Genomic DNA, 17,143 nt, shown 5'->3' with positions numbered 1-17,143 from the left:
GAGTATAGAGGGATCATGAAGAAATTTTCAGTTAAAACTCGAGTGTATAGTGGCGTAGGTAGCCTTGCATATTTGAAGCGCTTCAAACAAAGAAAAATATGGATTGTTTGCGATGGCTTTTTAGCCTCAAGTCCAGCTTATACGCGTCTGAAATCCATGTTAGAAGATGATAATCAGCTATTCCTTTTTTCTGATATTAGTCCTGATCCCGATATTGCTACCATTGTGAAAGGCATTGCCGATTTACAACGGGTACAACCAGACATCATTATAGGATTTGGTGGAGGATCGGCTATTGATGCAGCCAAAGCAATCCGATTTTTTGTGGAGCAAAGCCAGCATCTACCACTTGACTGCTGCATTGCAATTCCAACCACCAGCGGTACTGGCTCAGAAGTAACATCTGCAACGGTCATTAGCGACAAAGAAAAAGGGATTAAATATCCCCTATTCCACCCAACTATTTTTCCTGACATCGCTATTTTGGACCCAGAATTGGTTGTCACTGTACCAGACAACATAACCGCTAATACTGGGTTGGATGTATTAACCCACGCAATTGAAGCGTATGTTTCAGTTGATGCTAACGACTTTGCTGACGCCTTAGCTGAGAAAGCGGTATACAACATTTTCCAATATTTACCTACTGCTTACGAAAACGGGCAATGCATACCAACCAGAACAAAAGTGCATAATGCGTCAAGTATGGCAGGCATGGCGTTTAGCCAAGCTGGGTTGGGTCTTAATCATGCTATTGCCCATCAACTAGGGGGGCAATTTAAAATACCTCATGGGTTAGCTAACGCTATCTTATTACCTCATGTCATACGTCATAATGCCAAAAACATCAGAGCAAGAAAACGATATGCACGACTGGCTAAATTCAGCCAACTCTGCCCAAAATCTGCTAGCGACGAAACCGCTGTTAATCAGTTGATCTTTCAGATTAATAAATTGATGGCGAAGCTGAATATCCAAACATCATTGAGAAAACTAGGCGTAAATGACAGCGTTTTTCTAGAAAAACAACCGTTGATTATAGCCGCTACACATGCAGATAGTACTCTAACTACCAATCCGTGTGCGGTTTCTGATAATGACATAAAGCATATATTAGAGGCCATATTATGACCACTACCCATTCATCATCAGCCGCGGTATTAGCGGCAGATCAGGATATAGTATCTGAGACACTAAACAGAATGAGTAAAGACAATTTACTTAAAGCTGTTCGAGATGCTGGCATTGTAGGAGCAGGAGGTGCTGGTTTCCCTACTTACGTCAAACTACAATCTAAAGCAGAAATATTCCTAGTGAATGCAGCTGAATGTGAACCTTTGCTCAAAGTAGATCAACAGCTGATGGATCGCTACCCAAGCAAGCTCATTCGTGGCTTGCAATATGGCATGTCACTCACTGGCGCGAAAGAAGGCGTGATTGCGCTTAAAGAAAAATACTCAGCAGCGATTTCTGCTCTCACTCCATTATTACCAAGCAATATTCGCATTCATGTCCTGCCAGACATCTACCCGGCAGGTGACGAAGTCATTACAATTTGGTTAGCGACAGGACGACAAGTTGCTGCTGCGGCTTTGCCACTAAGTGTTGGTGTAATGGTAAATAATGTACAAACATTAATGCAATTGGCTGATACCTTTGAACAAGGTGAGCCAGTGACAAAGCGTACATTAACCATTAATGGAGCAGTGGCTAATCCAGTTACGTTTACCGCTCCAATTGGCATCACGCTTGCGCAAGCTCTTGCAATTGCAGGAGGAGCAACAATACAAAATCCCGCTTATATTTTAGGCGGCCCGATGATGGGTAAAGTGATTGAAGATTTAGACCAACCAGTGACTAAAACAACCGGTGGACTGATCGTTTTACCGCAAGACCACATACTGATACAACGCCAAAAACGTTCTATCGAATCTGTATTAAATATGGCACGTAACGTGTGCGAGCAATGCAAAATGTGCACAGAGTTATGCCCCCGACACCTTATTGGCCACGAGCTCTCTCCGAGTGAAATTGTTAAAGCTGTTTGCTATGAAAAAGTGAGTAAACCGTCCGTATTACTCTCGGCTTTAACCTGTTCAGAATGTGGTATATGCGAAGCATACGCTTGTCCTGTCGAAATTTCCCCAATGCGCATCAACCAAATGCTGAAAAAACAGTTTAGAGAACAAGGGGCGAATTATACAGGCGAACTGCGCGATGTAGATCCTATGTTGCCTTACCGCATGCTTCCAACTAAACGCTTGATATCACGCTTAGACCTTGACTCATTAAACAAAAACGCACCAATGCAAGACATTGATTGGAGCCCAGAGCAAGTCTGTATTCCATTACAACAACATATAGGAAAAGCCTCTAACCCAATCGTGTCTGTAGGCGATAAAGTCTTTGTGGGGCAGTGTATTGCTACGCCAGATGAAGACGCTTTAGGTGTCTCTATCCATTCAAGCCTGTGCGGCGTAGTGCATTATATTTCTAATACTGACATAACGATCACCAAGGAGTAAACCGTGTATCACGCAATTGGATTGGTAGAAATGAGCAGCATAGCTAAAGGTATCGAAGCCACTGATGTCATGCTCACTAGCGCTAATGTTGAACTGTTACTGGCTAAAACCATCTGCCCAGGAAAATACATCACTATGGTGGGAGGTGAAATTGGCGCAATACAGCAAGCAGTGGAGAACGGTATTCGCTGTGGTGGTCATCTTACCGTTGATAGTTTTGTTATCGCCAACGTTCACGCCTCTATTCTCCCCGCGTTAAGCGGCGTTAATGAAATAGAACAAAAGAAATCGATCGGTGTCGTTGAAACCTACAGTGTTGGTGCCTGCATAACAGCGGCAGATGCTGCGGTTAAAAGTGCCAACGTTCAACTGGTAAGAATTCATATGGCCTATGGGATTGGTGGTAAATGTTACATGGTATTAAATGGTGAAATTACCGATATAAAAACCGCAGTTACCGAAGCTTCCAACAGTGCGGGTAGTAAAGGTTTGCTAGTACAAAGCAGTTCAATTGCCAAACCAAATAAGACGTTATGGCAGCACCTATTATGATTCGAGGATGAACCAATGAGCAATGAAACTAAAAACCGCGTAATTCAAGAATATGTTCCTGGTAAGCAAATTACTTTGATTCATCTAATTGCCAATCCAAACAAAGTCTTATATAAGAAAATGGGGCTCAATAGCGCTACAAATGCAATCGGCATACTGACTATTACACCAAGCGAAGCCGCTATCATAGCAGGTGATATAGCCACTAAATCTGGCGCAGTCGAACTTGGATTTGTAGACAGATTCACCGGCTCTGTTGTATTTACTGGCGACGTGTCAGCCGTAGAATACGCATTAAAGCAAGTTCGTTACACATTAGGTGACATGATGAAATTTAGCACGTGTCCAGTGACTCGGACGTAATGATGCGTAAAAAAATAATGCTTGTCGGAAGAAGTGAAAGTGGCAAAACCACACTGCTTCAAAGCTTAAACCAACTACCGATTAAGTACGACAAAACTCAAGTCTTAAACTTTCGACTGTCTTCTATTGACACTCCAGGCGAATATTTAGAGAACCCAAGGTTTTATAGCGCTCTCATCACAGCATCATATGAAGTGGATGTGGTGGCGTTAATTCAGAGCGCTGACAATCCGGCTAGTTTATTTGCACCTCAATTTGCAACCGCATTCAATAAGCCAGTCATTGGTATAGTAACCAAATCTGACACAATACCAGACCTTGCGTCGTCTTCGGTAAATCAACTACTTCGAGACGCTGGAGCAAGCACTATTTTTGCAACTTCAGCGTATAACAACGTCGGCGTCCTACAGCTACGCCAATTTTTAAACTGGGAATAACCGTAAAATCATGGAAAATAAAATTTTAGCAATCAACGCTGGCAGTTCAACATTAAAGTTTCAGCTATATTTGATGCCAAGTGAAAGGCTGATTGTCAAAGGAATGATCGACAAAATTGGTAAGGACGACGCGGAGTTCGTTCTAAAATTAGACCAACATAAGTACACCATAAAGGACATAAGCTTGCATTCCCCTCAGCAAGCCATCGATTACCTATTAGAGCAGTTGTTGCACAAAAAGGTGATTAAGTCTCTTGATGACATTGATAGTATCGGACATCGAGTCGCTCACGGTGGAGAGCACTTTAGTCATTCGGTAAACATAAATAAGAATGTTATCTCAACGTTAGAATCACTAATAGAACTCGCGCCACTACACAATCCCGTCAATATCGCCTTTATTAAAGCCATGTCGACCAGATTGCCAGATGTTAAGCAGGTAGCCATATTTGACACCTCGTTTCATCAGAGCATACAAAAAAAAGATTACTTATATGCGATACCTCATCGTTTTTATGAAGACGATCATATTCGCCGCTACGGTTTCCATGGTACTAGCCACAAGTACGTAAGTGAAGTATGCGCTGAAAAGATGAATAAACCGATCGAGGATCTCAATATCATTAGCTGCCACCTTGGGAGCGGCGCCAGCATATGCGCAATTCAGGGGGGGGTATCCGTTAATACCTCAATGGGCTTTACGCCATTGGCTGGCTTAATGATGGGGACACGTTGTGGTGATATTGACCCATCGATACTTGTATTTATCGCTAAAAAATACAATATGAATGTTGAAGAGGTCAACCAAATCATGATCAATGAGTCTGGGCTACTCGGGATATCTGGTGTTTCAAACGATTGTCGAGAAGTTGAAAACGCGGCGACAAACGGCAATAAGAGAGCTCAGCTTGCCTTAGATATGTTCGTACAACGAATCAGAGCATTCATAGGATCCTACATGGTACAAATGGGAGGGGTCGATGCCATTCTATTTACTGGAGGAATAGGAGAAAACTCTACGGTTATTAGAGCCTCAGTGTGTGAGGGGTTAGAACGATTCGGCATAGTGGTCAATAAAGATGAAAATGTCACCTCTGAATCTTTTTTCCACGACATTAACGGTACAGTAGCGTTAGTCGTCATCAATACTAATGAAGAGCTGATGATGGCAAGAGAAACTCACAGTATTCAGTGAGTCATTATTTGATTAATTAAAGGGGTTATACCAAGTAATTTTACACGTAGTATAACCCCCTTTGTTAGTGAACAATGAATATCATTGAGCATATCGCAACCTCAAGTGCAGGTTCTAATTATTTCAGAGAGATAGGTTTATGTTTTTAACAATTTTAAAATATCTTAGTCCTTTTATCATGGCCGGAATATGTTATTTACTATACCGAAGGTTGGGGAATAAAAACGTCATTTCTACTGAAGATGCTGATGATATTATATCGAAATCGTCAATTAGTATTAAAACAATAGATGAGCAGATAAAGGGCTTCGGAAATATAAAAGATCAAAAAAAGATTTCAACGCTAGATTATTCTTTTAAAGAACTGGTCGATGTTGACGTTTTGCAAAAAGTTCAAGACGAGTTTGCAAAAGCTATGGGGGTGGCAAGTATTACCGTTGACAATGATGGAAACCCCATCACTAAACCGAGCAACTTCACCTCCTTTTGTATGGAGCATACGAGAGAGAGTAAAAAAGGGTCAGATCTTTGTACAAAATGTGATCGAGGCGGCGGTATTATCTCTGGTCATACTAATGAGCCAGCCATCTATAAATGCCATACTGGGTTAATAGATTTTGGCGTGCCAATAATTATTGAAGGCACTCAGATTGGCAGTATCCTTGGCGGACAAACGCTAACCCATAAACCGGATGAAGATGAATTTAGAGCAATCGCCAGAAACCTTAATATTGATGAAGACAAATATATTCAAGCGTTGAAGAAAATTTCCATTATTACCCCAGATAAACTCATCGCCGCGGCAAATCTACTCTTTCTAATCGCCAACACTTTTTCAAAATCAGGGTTGCAGAGAAGAAAACTGGTGGATTTATCATTGTCAGGAATTTCTGAAATGTCAGTTTCGCTAAGTTCTATTTCAAAAGCCACAGATCAGGTTAATATGGCTCTTGGAATGGTCTCAACGGCGTCAGAAGAATTACACTCAACGGTTAGTGGCATATCTAACCATGCCAATATGGGCCGCAGTGTCGCACAAGAAGCGGTCAAAAACGTGCGTGAGTCAGCAAATCAAGTGGGTGTTTTAAGCAATGCCGCTCAAGATATTGGCAGAGTCGTAGAAACTATTTCTGAAATTTCAGATCAGGTCAACTTACTGTCTCTTAACGCAACCATCGAAGCTGCAAGGGCTGGCGACGCTGGCAGAGGTTTTGCTATTGTTGCCAATGAAATAAAAAAACTCGCAAAACAAACATCCGATGCATCTATTGAAATAAAAGAAAAAATCTGTGAAATTCAAAACGAATCAGACGATGCAAAATCAAATATGGATAGTATAAGTGAAATCATGGTTCAGGTAGATAGCATCGTTTTATCTATCGCAGAGTCAGTGAATGAACAGACTCTAGCCACTCAAAATATGACAGAAAACCTATCTAAAACCTCTGTTGATATGGAGGAAATAGACAATGATCTGAAAAGCACTTCAGATGTCATGCGAAAAGTAACCAAAGACATTAATATGGTACTGTCAACTTAGCTAAATTGAATCGTAGTTTCCCTGTAGATTATCTCTTAACTAGCGATAATATTACGCCATGTAGTAAAGGCATCCGTTCTTCGAGTTTTGTAAAATTCGGCACTGCATAGATGCCTTTGTGAATTGAAGATATTGTAAACCAACGAAAACACGCTGAGAAAACGCTGCGCGTGGGCCCTGCTTTTGAATTTTCGCATTTACCGTACTCTCACTTTTGTTGGTGCATGGGAACTTTCACACCGATTGTTGTGATACTTGCTGTTGTGGTGAACTGATTTTGGAACAAACTCCCTGTAGCAACATTATAACTACGGAGTTTTCTGTCACGATTTCCCAAGGTTTCACGCCTTGATTGCTCGTTACTAGCCATTTGAAGAAACGCTTTACCCCCTTTTCATCTCTTCTTTTCTGCACAAGAATATCGATAACATCACCATTCTGGCCTATTGCGCTCCAAAGATAATGCCGCTCTCGACGAACACTAATAAACACTTCGTCCATAAACTAGGTATCACCGAACTGGCTAGTGTTTTTCTTCAAACGCTTACTTTAAATGCACCCGAATTTACTCCACCAGTAACGAATAGTTTTATAACTTACGGTAACGCCTCATTCCGCAAGAAGATCTTCAACATCCCTAAAACTTAGGCTAAAACGGTAATACAACCAGACGGCTTGTTGGACAATATCAGAAGGGAATCGATGTCTTTTATATATGCTCATATGGAAATACTGCCATAGCATCGGTTAACTTGACAGTACCATCATGGGCGCTAAGCGATTAAAAATTGCAGATGTGGTACGGGAGTCAGGAATAAATCGAAATACGATCACGCGCCTTTATCATGAAACAAACAATCGAATTGAGTTCGAAACACTCGAAATTTTGTGTCGATATCTTGAATGTCAGATCGGTGATCTTCTTGAGATATTGGATGAAGATGAAGTTGTTAGCTAAATCTTAACTTCTAATGGCATTAAGAAAATTAGCATTATATTTTCTAATTTTAAGCTGATGAGTTTGCGGGGACTGGAAAAATGAGGAATAGTAAGGCCAAATACTCAGGTGGCCCCTACTTGGTCCCTAGACTCGATTTAAAGACCGAATATCAATTCGTCATAGGATTCCAGACACACAAAAACCCACAACTAAGTGGTTAATTTTCAAAGGCTTGGGATTGGTAGAACAGAGGAGACAACTTGGAGCGTGCAGTGGGAATCGAACCCACATCATCAGCTTGGAAGGCTGAGGTAATAGCCATTATACGATGCACGCACATCGTTGAGGGGGTTATAATGCCACAGCGAACAGAAAATGGAAGCCCAAACCACGATAAATTCAATAAAACTCAATCGGTTGCTTTAATTTTAAACAAAGCGATTGATTTGGCATCATGTAAGGGCATGATATCAACTAGTATTGCCGTAATACATCCCCTCAGGCTGCCTCTTTCTCAAATATCAGGGTTTACCAAACACGCTAAAGCTTGCCCACGCAGACGGATTGGCTAAAGCGCCACCACGGCTAATCATTGCTCGCTGTGCATTCGCCATAGCCGCAAACAGGTTGACCTCTGGGTCTTGAATTTCTTTGTAGAAGATCTGCATCAATTCCGACGTCGCCTCATCGTTCACTTGCCAGTAGCTCGCCACAATAGATGGCACTTTGGCATGGGCAAAAGCTCTGGCTAAGGAAGCGTACTCAAGCCCTTTGGTACCAATACCTGATTCGCATGCAGACAATACAACGATGTCAGTTTCAGACAAGTCCATTACAGAAATGTCGATAACACCCAGTTGTTCGTCATTCGCCATAATAAGGTAGCTATCAGCTGCACTTTCAGAGTCCAGTATCCCATGGGTAGCAAAATGAATAACTCGGCTGTCCATGGATATCTCTTCTAGTTCCTCTAAGCTTGCTTCATCTCCTTGCAGCACCACCGCATTATCTTTGTAGAGTGACGCTACATTCTCTACCTCTTGTTTCGCTCCGGGGAGCGACCCATCTGGGTCAGCAATAAATAACGCCGTATCGCTCAACGACGCTTCGTCATTCATGACCAGATTGAAATGATAAAGTGACGGCAGTACTCCGATATTATATTTCTCTATTGCATACTCTAGGGCTGGTTCCTGCATTTTTATTAGAGAACCAAATGGTAGGTAATTTAACTTACCAACTGGCGTGACGTAGACTTGGTCTTTTCCTTTCATGTCGGCTTCTACTGGTCTTAACAGTTTATCGTAAAGCCAAGCCAAACTCTGATTTATATTCGTACTTGTTTTCGGTGCGGATTTTATAAAACCTCTTTGTTTATCGAGAACCTCAATATTCGTCACTACATTTGTCGTATCAAGCCTAAAGGCCCCTTGACGCAAACCGATAATAGCATTCTCTACATGGCGGTTTAGTTCCTGATCCGACACATCAATTTCGATGATACGGACACCCTCTTGTGTAACCACTTGCGTCAGCAACTTATCTGGAGACGGTATAAACTGAAGCAGCACTTGGTTTTCGTCCAACCGCTCATGCATTGAACCAATTTCACGAGGATCAAGCCGAAGCATTTGGAAAAGCGCCGGATGATCTCGCTCTAAGTCTGCGAGCAACCGCTGCCTTTTTCGTTCCTCTTTTTTGATGCTTTTTTGCAGTTTTTTCTTATCAACAGAGGCAAACTCAATATTCGCGGTTTTGGTCTCTGTTGTGGTCGGTTCTACCCTCAATGTATCTTCTTCTAGTTGATTCTCTAATTGTTCGAGACGAGCTTGTAATTTCTGATAATCGGCAATCAACTCGCCCTGCTCACTACCTTCTGGAATATTATCGAGAAAGAGGTGATTCAGCTCGCTTTGTATCTCATTATTTTGACTAACAAAAGCCTGTTGTCCACGGTTATGATCGCTAAGAAGTGAGGCTAAGTTACCCGCTTTGTATAACAACACACCTCTGTCCGTTCCAACAAAAACTCTCCCTTTATCATCAATAGAGATGGCGTGGATCACCCGCGCTCCATACTGACCCAATTTTTGGTCATCCGGCAGCAACTGATTCAATCTATCTGGATATAACCACTGGCCTTGATAGTAAATGACAACACCAGCAGCCGAAGGAAATAACCACGCTTTATCGTCAGGTAATTTGGCGCCCGCTCCGCCCAAGTAGAGCATTTTGATCTGTTCCGACATTTCTTTATAACTAACGTCATCCGCGCTTTTGTAAGAAGACCATTCTCCTTTTCTATCCAAAGCAAAACTGCCTGTTGTAGAAATGATGGCCGTATTCTCGCTGATCGCCGTATAGGCGGTTGCAAACCACGTTGGTTTCTCTTTTAGACTCACTCGCGTAAAGCCGGAATCGGTTAACTCTAAGAGCCCACCCGCTAAGCTAACGCCTTTATAGTTCAGATGCCCTTCATCGGAAGCAACGACATAAAGAGTGCCTTGAACATCCCTGAATACACGCGCCAACATATTGCTTCGAGCGGGAAACGCAACGGGGTCGACATAGTAATTGAATCGCACCAATGCACCGTCTTGCCAATGGAAAAGATCCGCGCCAGCTGCAACCCAAATCGAGTCATCCTTGTCTACATAGATATCGGCGATACGACCAGACTCATCATCGCTTGATGCAGTGAATAGCTCCTCGTATTCCTCCGTGAGACTATTCACTCTTATCACCCTACTTCCTGAGTGAGTAATCATGTTGCCAGCACTATCACGCCTTAAAATCTGAGCGTTTAAACTGGCAAAATAATCGTATTCGAGCTGGCCATCGTCACCTTCATAGAAAGCCATGATGTCGCGCCCATTGGCTGCAAAAGTCCTCCCCATTTCGGGAATATAAAGTAAGTCACGCACCTTTCCCACATCGTTAAATCGTTGGCTTCTCGACGGCGTAAATTGATACACAGCTTCCTCTGTAACGAGCGTCCAATCATGCTTCGATGAAACCACAGCCAAAGGGCCAATGTCTAGTCCGCCCCTTAATTCTTCGTAGGGTAACGACAGCATGTTGAAACTATCTTGATGCCAGATCGCCATTCCCTGATCGGTCAACACCACAGGCTTTCTACCCAGAATCGGGATCTCAAGCCATTGTAAACCGTGAATCTTTTTGCTCATAGGTAGTAGCGATTTGTCAGCGATAATCGATGCCTCTTCAAACTGGCCTCGTTGGTATCGCGTCTGAGTTAAAACCGAGCCATTCCACCACCATAGTTGGTCTCTGTTTTGCTGCCAAAGAAAATGCTCTACACCATTCGCTAGTATCTTTTCTGCTTTCTTTTCTTCTGGTTGACTATTGTCACCTTGCAAAAAGGCAAGGGAGTCTGCGGAGTGAACCAACCAGTTTCCATCTGGTAGCCTTTGAAATGCATCTATCTGGGATGAATATTCCGTCTCAAGAACGACCATGTGGTTGGTGCGTTCAATACTGAAGATCTGATTTTTAATCGCAACCCAAACGGTATTGGCACTCGTCTGGATATGAGCGACAGAAGCGTCAGGCATACCATCGTTTACCCCACTCCAGCGCTTTACCGCATCCTCTTTTTCAATGGCAAATAAGCCGCCATTTGTCGCAACCCAAATCACGCCATCTGCCGACACTTTAAGGTCATTAATGTGGGTACGAGGAGAGGCATCTGGTTGCTCTCCTGTTCGAGTAAATTTTTGGGTTATGCCTTCATAAACAAACCAACTCCAATAATTATGTCTACGAAGCAACAAACCTTGAGACGTGCCTAGCAGAACGTCACCATTTTCTAGAGAAATCATACTGGAAATATCAGAGGCATCGGACGGTACATTCAATAGCTTAGGTAATGTTTCTCGATACCAATACCCTGAGTTACTCAGCGTATTTTCTTCCATCCAACTTTGTGTTTTTAGTTCAGTAACCTTGATATTACTCAGTGTTTCATTATGACCATTCAACTCACTTTCTTTGTCACGGTTTACCAGCATCCAAAGCTTCATCTGCTGACTTAATTGATAATCACTCTTGGGTACACCGTATGGTCGAATTTTACTCTTGAGCTTATGCCACAAAACAATGGCTTCACCTGTATCCACGTTTGTATTCCCAGTATCGATGGATGCTTGAAAGATGCCTTCCATTAGATTGGTTATTTCATCGACATTGTCTGGGTTTAAATCGCCGTGTTCAAATAGATACAACGCATAGTCTAGAGCGGCTCTTCGTTCTTGCTCAGAATCACTCGGTGTTTCTTGGTATCGGTTATACAACTGCTCTTGCATTTCGTCCTGAACACTAATATCAGGCAGTTCAAAATTGTTCGCGGCATCACCTAGCGATTTTGCTAAAGACGTGAGTTTTTGAAATGATTGAGTAATATTCAAGGCTAAGTTATTGCCTTCACCTACACTGTTTACATTCAGTATTTCATTATTATCGTCATAGGTAATGGTCAGTTTTCCTAACCCTAACAGCTCAATTTCAATTGGCTTCCCTCTTTGATTGTATTGAAGCTGCAACGAAGCAACAGATGAAACCATTTTGATTATGTTTTCATGAACATCATAATGAAGGCTTACCGCCTCTCCAGATGAATCTTCAACTTGGGTTAAGCTACCATTTTTGTTGTATTCCGCCTTGATGAACGTTGCCCCACGTCCAAGAAAAACCATCTTACCTTTTGTTGCATCATCTCGACGAACAAGCACCTCACCACTAGGTAATATGATCTCGACTTCCGGTTGGTCTCCTTCAAATCGATATCGGACCTGATTTCCTTCTTCTTCTAATGCCGATTCCCGCGCCGTTTCAAACCAGCCAATATAGCGCAGTGAATTTGAAATAGCGGTGTCGTGTCGATAACCCAGAAACCCAGCTAAGTTGTCTCCCAGATCACTGAGTGCTTTTTCTTCCCATTTTTTGTTAAGAAAAACACCTCGCTGTTTCGCCTCTTCGATAACCTGCAATGCAATAACCGCGGAACCTTGTCCCCAATAAAGCGCACGATTAACAAACGATGAAATATGTGAAGCGCTATACGGGTTTCGCTGGATCATACGATATCCATAACCGTATACATCTTGTGAGGTAAGTGGGTCGGAATATCTCGCCACCAGTTGATGATATATCTTGGTACTATCTTGATTCAGTTCACTGTACTGCTTCATAACATGCGCAGCTTCTTGAATTCGCCCCATTGAATACAGTAAATCACGTTTGTAATAGTAGTAATTACTGAGGCTTGCAAAACTGTCGCGGTATTGGTCCCATTCTGACAAGTAACGATTAAGTTCATCGTTAGACAACCTCGTCTCTCGACTCTTTTGTGCAACCAACCAAATCTTAGACAGTTGTAATTCTAACGACTCATTCAATGTACCTTCAACATCTGGTATCTGACCAAGAAGTTGGCTAGCTAACTCATAGTCTTTATTGCCTGTCGCAATATCCATTCTCTGACGCAAGGCTGATGTGGCGTAAGCTGGGTTTACCTGTAATTGTTGCCAAACCAAATCGGGCTTGTCGGATTTAGATGCGACAAAGCGCCATAAAGCGTGGTTCCATGGTTGTTCTTTCGCCCTATCAAGAAGACGCTGCTGCGCCGTTTCCGCATCATGGGCTGACACCAACACTTGATAAAACGTCTTCATAACGCGGCTGTCTTCAGGCCACTGACTGATCAGGTTCATACTTTGCTCGACCGCTTCTTTATATTGCTTCTTATTTAAAAAAGCCAGAATGGATTCTTTATGTAATCCAATAGAACGAGGATAAGTCTCAAGCGATTGGTTGAGCAGTCGATCATACTTTGCCGTCATTTGAACGGATTTGTATAGATCTAGACCTTCTAGATATAAGGAAATAGTCGGGTATGGGATTGTTACTAGTGCTTGTTCAAACCGTTCAATCGCACGGGCGGTTTCTCCTATTTCACTGTAACTTTCTACGATGTTCTTCCAATCGCTTGCATCAAATTCATCATTACCGATAAGAGGCTCTAGTGCTTTAATTGCTTGTAGATGTCTATCATCAGAACGTTCAAGCTCGGCTAGGTAATAGCCTAAATAAAGTGAATTTTCACCAACTAATGTATTATAAACTTGATGCGCTTTGCCTTTATCTCCAGCGTTTAAAAAGGCTTGGCCATTGTAGCGTTGCTGTCGAACCAGTCGGTTTTCTTGCTTTTCATTATACCAATTTGCCTTCAGTACATTTTGGCTTTCAACTAAAACGTAATCCCCTTTTTTTGCAATAATCTCGACATACTTTCCCCAATTACTATAAAAAGGGTAACTCATCACGGCCTGTTCAAATGCCGCTTTCGCCTCCGCTAAATAACCACCTGTAGAATACAAATACCCCATGGAAGTAAGAAGCCTAGCGTCGTGCGTTTTCTGATACCACTTATCTTTAAGCTCTTGTAGGTCAATTGGATTAATCGATCGCGCAGAGAGTACAGCTTGCCCATATTGACTAAATAACGTGCCTTTCAACTGCGGACTATCCACTAATTTCTGTGCTCGAGCTCTAAAGGTTTCATTATTGAGCCAACTACTGCTGAAATAACGCCAACTGAATTGCCAAAAATTTGGTGAAAGCTTTATACCCGTTTCTAATACATCCCACGATTTTTTTTGCTCGTCCGCGTTAATATAAAGATCGGCAATTTCATGGACAAGCCACAGATCTTGTTCCGTTGGTTCTACCGACAGATACTGTTCAATCGCTTCATCACGCTCACCTAAACTTGCTAGGCGTTCCGCTTCAAACCCTTTTCCCATGGCTTCTTTCAAGGGGGTAGCGATAGTAAAATTTTCCGTACCAAGCGAGTTTTGTCGTGTTGCAACCGTTAACCATATGTGTCTAGCAAACGGGTGCGGCTGACCATTAAGTAGGTGCTTTTCTAGATGACTCTGTAGCGTAACTGTTTGGCCCGTATTTGAGAGCCATGACCAGTACCGTACTAAATCACTGTCAAAATAAGAATCGCTTGGGGAATAGTTGATTGATGGCTCAGGGTAGTGATCCACCATGAGGTCTAAAATCGGTTGGTTCGCCGCGTACATTGCAATCTCAAAACCCGTTTGTTTCTTTTGATTTTGCTTGAGTGGGTCGAATCCTGCGTTTAGGAGGTAAGCGGTCAGAGGTTCGTTACGGTATTGTATCGCCAAGTGAAACAACGAGATCTGTTTCTCATCGTCAAGTTTTTCTATTACTGAAGCGACTAATTCGATATTTTTTGATAGCGCAAAAGAAGAAAGCGTCGCGTCATTAACCACTAAACCATGCTCAAACAGCCACCAGATATTTTCTTTATCATTCTCTACTATTAAATAATCCAGAAAGCGGTTCCCGGACATATCTTTTTGGCTGACTAAAACATCGATGGATTCACGGCTTGTTGAAAGCCAATCCGTAAATGGTATGGCCGGTTTATAAGGTTCTTGATACCACCTCTGATAAACATTAGTGATAAGAAAATGCCCTTCACTATCCATTGATTGTGTGTAAGCCCCTTTCGACCACAACGCATAACAAAGCGCTAGGTCACCCTGGTTATAGGCCAATCTAAGTAATCCGTTCCATTCCTTTTGGTAGCGAAACCGACCTTGTTTTAGCAAAGCTTCAGCCCGTTTAGGCGCACTATTTATCATGGCAGTGAGTAACATTACTCCGGTATTAGACCCCATTCCATTGAGATCTTTACCTTTTATAATCTGATCAAATAATGGCTGTGAGATAATCCCGACAGAATCTAAAAATAGCGGGTCTCCTTGGCTGTTTTTGAATGTCGGATCAGCGCCAAGCCCCATCAGCTTCAAGACCAAATCTTCAACTATCGCACTTGTTTCTTCTGGAAAGTTATCAAATACACTCTCGATATGTTGCTGCGAGGATACTGAGGTAAAGCGATCAAGTAATTGTAACGCGGGTTTATAGTCTTGATAGCGAATATAGACACTGACTATTTCGTCAGCATGTCCATTTTCAATAAACTGTTGAGTGTTTTCTGTCACTTCTGCCAATGCGGCATTATACGTCGACCTCTGTTCTAGATTTAGCTCTGTATCCACCTCAAGCAATCGAGTCAACATGGATATTAGAGTGTCGTTAGGAATAGACTTATTGTTGGCTTGGATAATAGATAGATAAGAAAGGAATTCATCATCTTGATAAGTCGCTGGCACAAGCGAGTATAGTATTGAGAGCATCGCGTCATCTTCTTTGACCGCATATTCTAACCAAACACTGAGGCCCTTTTCTGTGTCACTGAGCAGTATTTCAAAGCCCAATAGACTCATTTCATCCGGTGTAAGATACGGCCTTAAGACTAAAAATTGTTCAACCTGTCCATCGTATAAATATTCTTCCGCAAGCTGTACTCTAAGTTCTTGAGGACCATTTTCACTGATAGCCTTCACTATGACTGACACGACAGGGTTATCTTCATCATATCTTGAGGCAGCATAAGGGGTATCATCGTAATGGTTCGTTGCCTGTAAATCGGCCCCTTGTTCAAGTAAAAACTGGGTAATTTCAACACGGTGAAAGATCACGGCATAATGAAGTAGGCTTGAATTGTCGGCACTTCTATATTCAAGGTCTTTTTTGGTGAAATAGTGTCTAAATACCTCTTCTTCGTTAATGCTAATCGCAAGTCTCAATCGTTCATTCTTTAATGTCCGTATCTGATCTTGAGTTAAGTTGCTCTCTGCATTATTTAAACGCGCTTGAATATCCTGATACAGAATCAGACTGGTTTCATCGCTGTCACTGTAAAGCGCAAACTCATAGGCAGTGTCATCCTCATGGGTCAATTCTAACGGGTCATAGCCTTGTTCTATCAACTGTTCCACAAGTTTATTTTGTCCATAAAGAACCGCCCAATGCAGCAATGAATACCCCTCATTCGAACGCAGTTTTGAATCAAGCCCTGCAGCTACTAATGATTCCACCAATAACGGATCGGGAAACTCGTCCTCCATTGCGGTTAGGCTATCCAATACATTCCAGTTCAATGCACTGATTTTATTAACATCATATCCTTGTTGAATGAGCCAGGAAACCAATTCGGCATTACCTGAAAGCACAGCATAATAAAGTGGCGATCCCCCACGACCTGAATCGACATCAAGCTTCGCCCCCAGACTTTGCAACAACTTGACGATATTTAGATCACCAAACTCAAGTGCAAGCATCATGACGGTTTGACCATCTTCGTTCTCGGCTTCAAGGTCTGCACCATAATGCGCAACCATCTCTAAGGCGTCGAGGCTTTCAGAGTACAGTGCAACATGGATAGGATAGGCGCCAAACTCTTCACTGTACTCGTTTACGTCAGCGCCACTTTTTACGGCCTTCTCTGCAGATAAAACACCTCCATCATATAAATCTTCAAGCCAGTTTGCATTGGCTATAGAAAGACATAAATACGGGAGAAGCAACAGTAGAAAAACGAAGCGTTTGGACATAACTTTTCCTTGTCATATAAAACAGGCTGGCAGTGCATCACATTCATAACACTAGAATAGATAGGTCGAACTCTCC

At 42.3% G+C, this 17,143-nt stretch carries 10 protein-coding genes and 1 tRNA gene; 8 read left to right on the top strand and 3 right to left on the bottom strand.

What is annotated here, in order from left to right; translation table 11 throughout:
* The first annotated feature begins 15 nt into the window (after nt 1-15).
* The 7 genes from L3V77_RS22425 to L3V77_RS22395 all read left to right on the top strand — a co-directional run bounded on the left by L3V77_RS22425 (nt 16) and on the right by L3V77_RS22395 (nt 6,612).
* Nucleotides 16-1,131, top strand: a complete 1,116-nt coding sequence (locus L3V77_RS22425) for a 1-propanol dehydrogenase PduQ (protein ID WP_275137035.1) — start codon at nt 16-18, stop codon at nt 1,129-1,131.
* Nucleotides 1,128-2,525: a 4Fe-4S dicluster domain-containing protein gene (locus L3V77_RS22420; protein ID WP_275137034.1), complete on the top strand. Its 1,398-nt coding sequence runs from the start codon at nt 1,128-1,130 to the stop codon at nt 2,523-2,525. Before L3V77_RS22425 ends, L3V77_RS22420 begins: the two co-directional genes overlap by 4 nt.
* Before the next feature lie 3 nt (nt 2,526-2,528).
* Complete coding sequence (locus tag L3V77_RS22415; RefSeq protein WP_275137033.1) at nt 2,529-3,077, top strand: BMC domain-containing protein; 549 nt, start codon at nt 2,529-2,531, stop codon at nt 3,075-3,077.
* Nucleotides 3,078-3,092: 15 nt separating this feature from the next.
* Nucleotides 3,093-3,440, top strand: coding sequence for a BMC domain-containing protein (locus L3V77_RS22410; RefSeq protein WP_275137032.1), 348 nt, complete (start codon nt 3,093-3,095; stop codon nt 3,438-3,440).
* Nucleotides 3,419-3,877 (top strand): EutP/PduV family microcompartment system protein, encoded by a 459-nt coding sequence (gene eutP, locus L3V77_RS22405; RefSeq protein ID WP_275137031.1) that lies wholly within the window; start codon nt 3,419-3,421, stop codon nt 3,875-3,877. The genes L3V77_RS22410 and eutP overlap by 22 nt, the downstream gene beginning before the upstream one ends.
* A 10-nt stretch (nt 3,878-3,887) precedes the next feature.
* Entirely contained in the window at nt 3,888-5,072 is a 1,185-nt protein-coding gene (locus L3V77_RS22400; protein ID WP_275137030.1) for an acetate kinase, read from the top strand.
* Between the two features lie 139 nt (nt 5,073-5,211).
* Nucleotides 5,212-6,612, top strand: coding sequence for a PocR ligand-binding domain-containing protein (locus L3V77_RS22395; RefSeq protein WP_275137029.1), 1,401 nt, complete (start codon nt 5,212-5,214; stop codon nt 6,610-6,612).
* Nucleotides 6,613-6,846: 234 nt separating this feature from the next.
* On the opposite strand, the gene L3V77_RS22390 is transcribed toward L3V77_RS22395, so the two are convergent.
* A complete protein-coding gene (locus tag L3V77_RS22390) occupies nt 6,847-7,113 on the bottom strand; it encodes a DDE-type integrase/transposase/recombinase (protein WP_275137028.1) in 267 nt (88 codons plus the stop codon).
* A 265-nt stretch (nt 7,114-7,378) separates the two neighbouring features.
* Between L3V77_RS22390 and L3V77_RS22385 the strand changes: the two genes are divergently transcribed.
* Entirely contained in the window at nt 7,379-7,570 is a 192-nt protein-coding gene (locus tag L3V77_RS22385; protein ID WP_275137027.1) for a helix-turn-helix transcriptional regulator, read from the top strand.
* Nucleotides 7,571-7,813: 243 nt separating this feature from the next.
* Here the strand turns inward: L3V77_RS22385 and L3V77_RS22380 are convergent.
* Together L3V77_RS22380 and L3V77_RS22375 are read right to left on the bottom strand one after the other, a co-directional pair.
* Nucleotides 7,814-7,888 (bottom strand) — tRNA-Gly (locus tag L3V77_RS22380).
* A gap of 185 nt (nt 7,889-8,073) precedes the next feature.
* Nucleotides 8,074-17,067, bottom strand: a complete 8,994-nt coding sequence (locus L3V77_RS22375; protein WP_275137026.1) for a CHAT domain-containing protein — start codon at nt 17,065-17,067, stop codon at nt 8,074-8,076.
* Between the last annotated feature and the right edge of the window lie 76 nt (nt 17,068-17,143).

Source organism: Vibrio sp. DW001, assembly GCF_029016285.1.
Lineage (GTDB): Bacteria > Pseudomonadota > Gammaproteobacteria > Enterobacterales > Vibrionaceae > Vibrio.
This window is presented reverse-complemented; position numbering and strand designations above follow the sequence as displayed.

Bases quoted from the DNA above. Each gene is read 5' to 3' on its own strand.
- L3V77_RS22410 (WP_275137032.1), top strand. From the start codon at position 3,093: ATGAGCAATGAAACTAAAAACCGCGTAATTCAAGAATATGTTCCTGGT.
- L3V77_RS22375 (WP_275137026.1), bottom strand. From the start codon at position 17,067: ATGTCCAAACGCTTCGTTTTTCTACTGTTGCTTCTCCCGTATTTATGT.
- L3V77_RS22385 (WP_275137027.1), top strand. From the start codon at position 7,379: ATGGGCGCTAAGCGATTAAAAATTGCAGATGTGGTACGGGAGTCAGGA.
- L3V77_RS22425 (WP_275137035.1), top strand. From the start codon at position 16: ATGAAGAAATTTTCAGTTAAAACTCGAGTGTATAGTGGCGTAGGTAGC.
- L3V77_RS22395 (WP_275137029.1), top strand. From the start codon at position 5,212: ATGTTTTTAACAATTTTAAAATATCTTAGTCCTTTTATCATGGCCGGA.
- L3V77_RS22390 (WP_275137028.1), bottom strand. From the start codon at position 7,113: ATGGACGAAGTGTTTATTAGTGTTCGTCGAGAGCGGCATTATCTTTGG.
- L3V77_RS22420 (WP_275137034.1), top strand. From the start codon at position 1,128: ATGACCACTACCCATTCATCATCAGCCGCGGTATTAGCGGCAGATCAG.
- L3V77_RS22400 (WP_275137030.1), top strand. From the start codon at position 3,888: ATGGAAAATAAAATTTTAGCAATCAACGCTGGCAGTTCAACATTAAAG.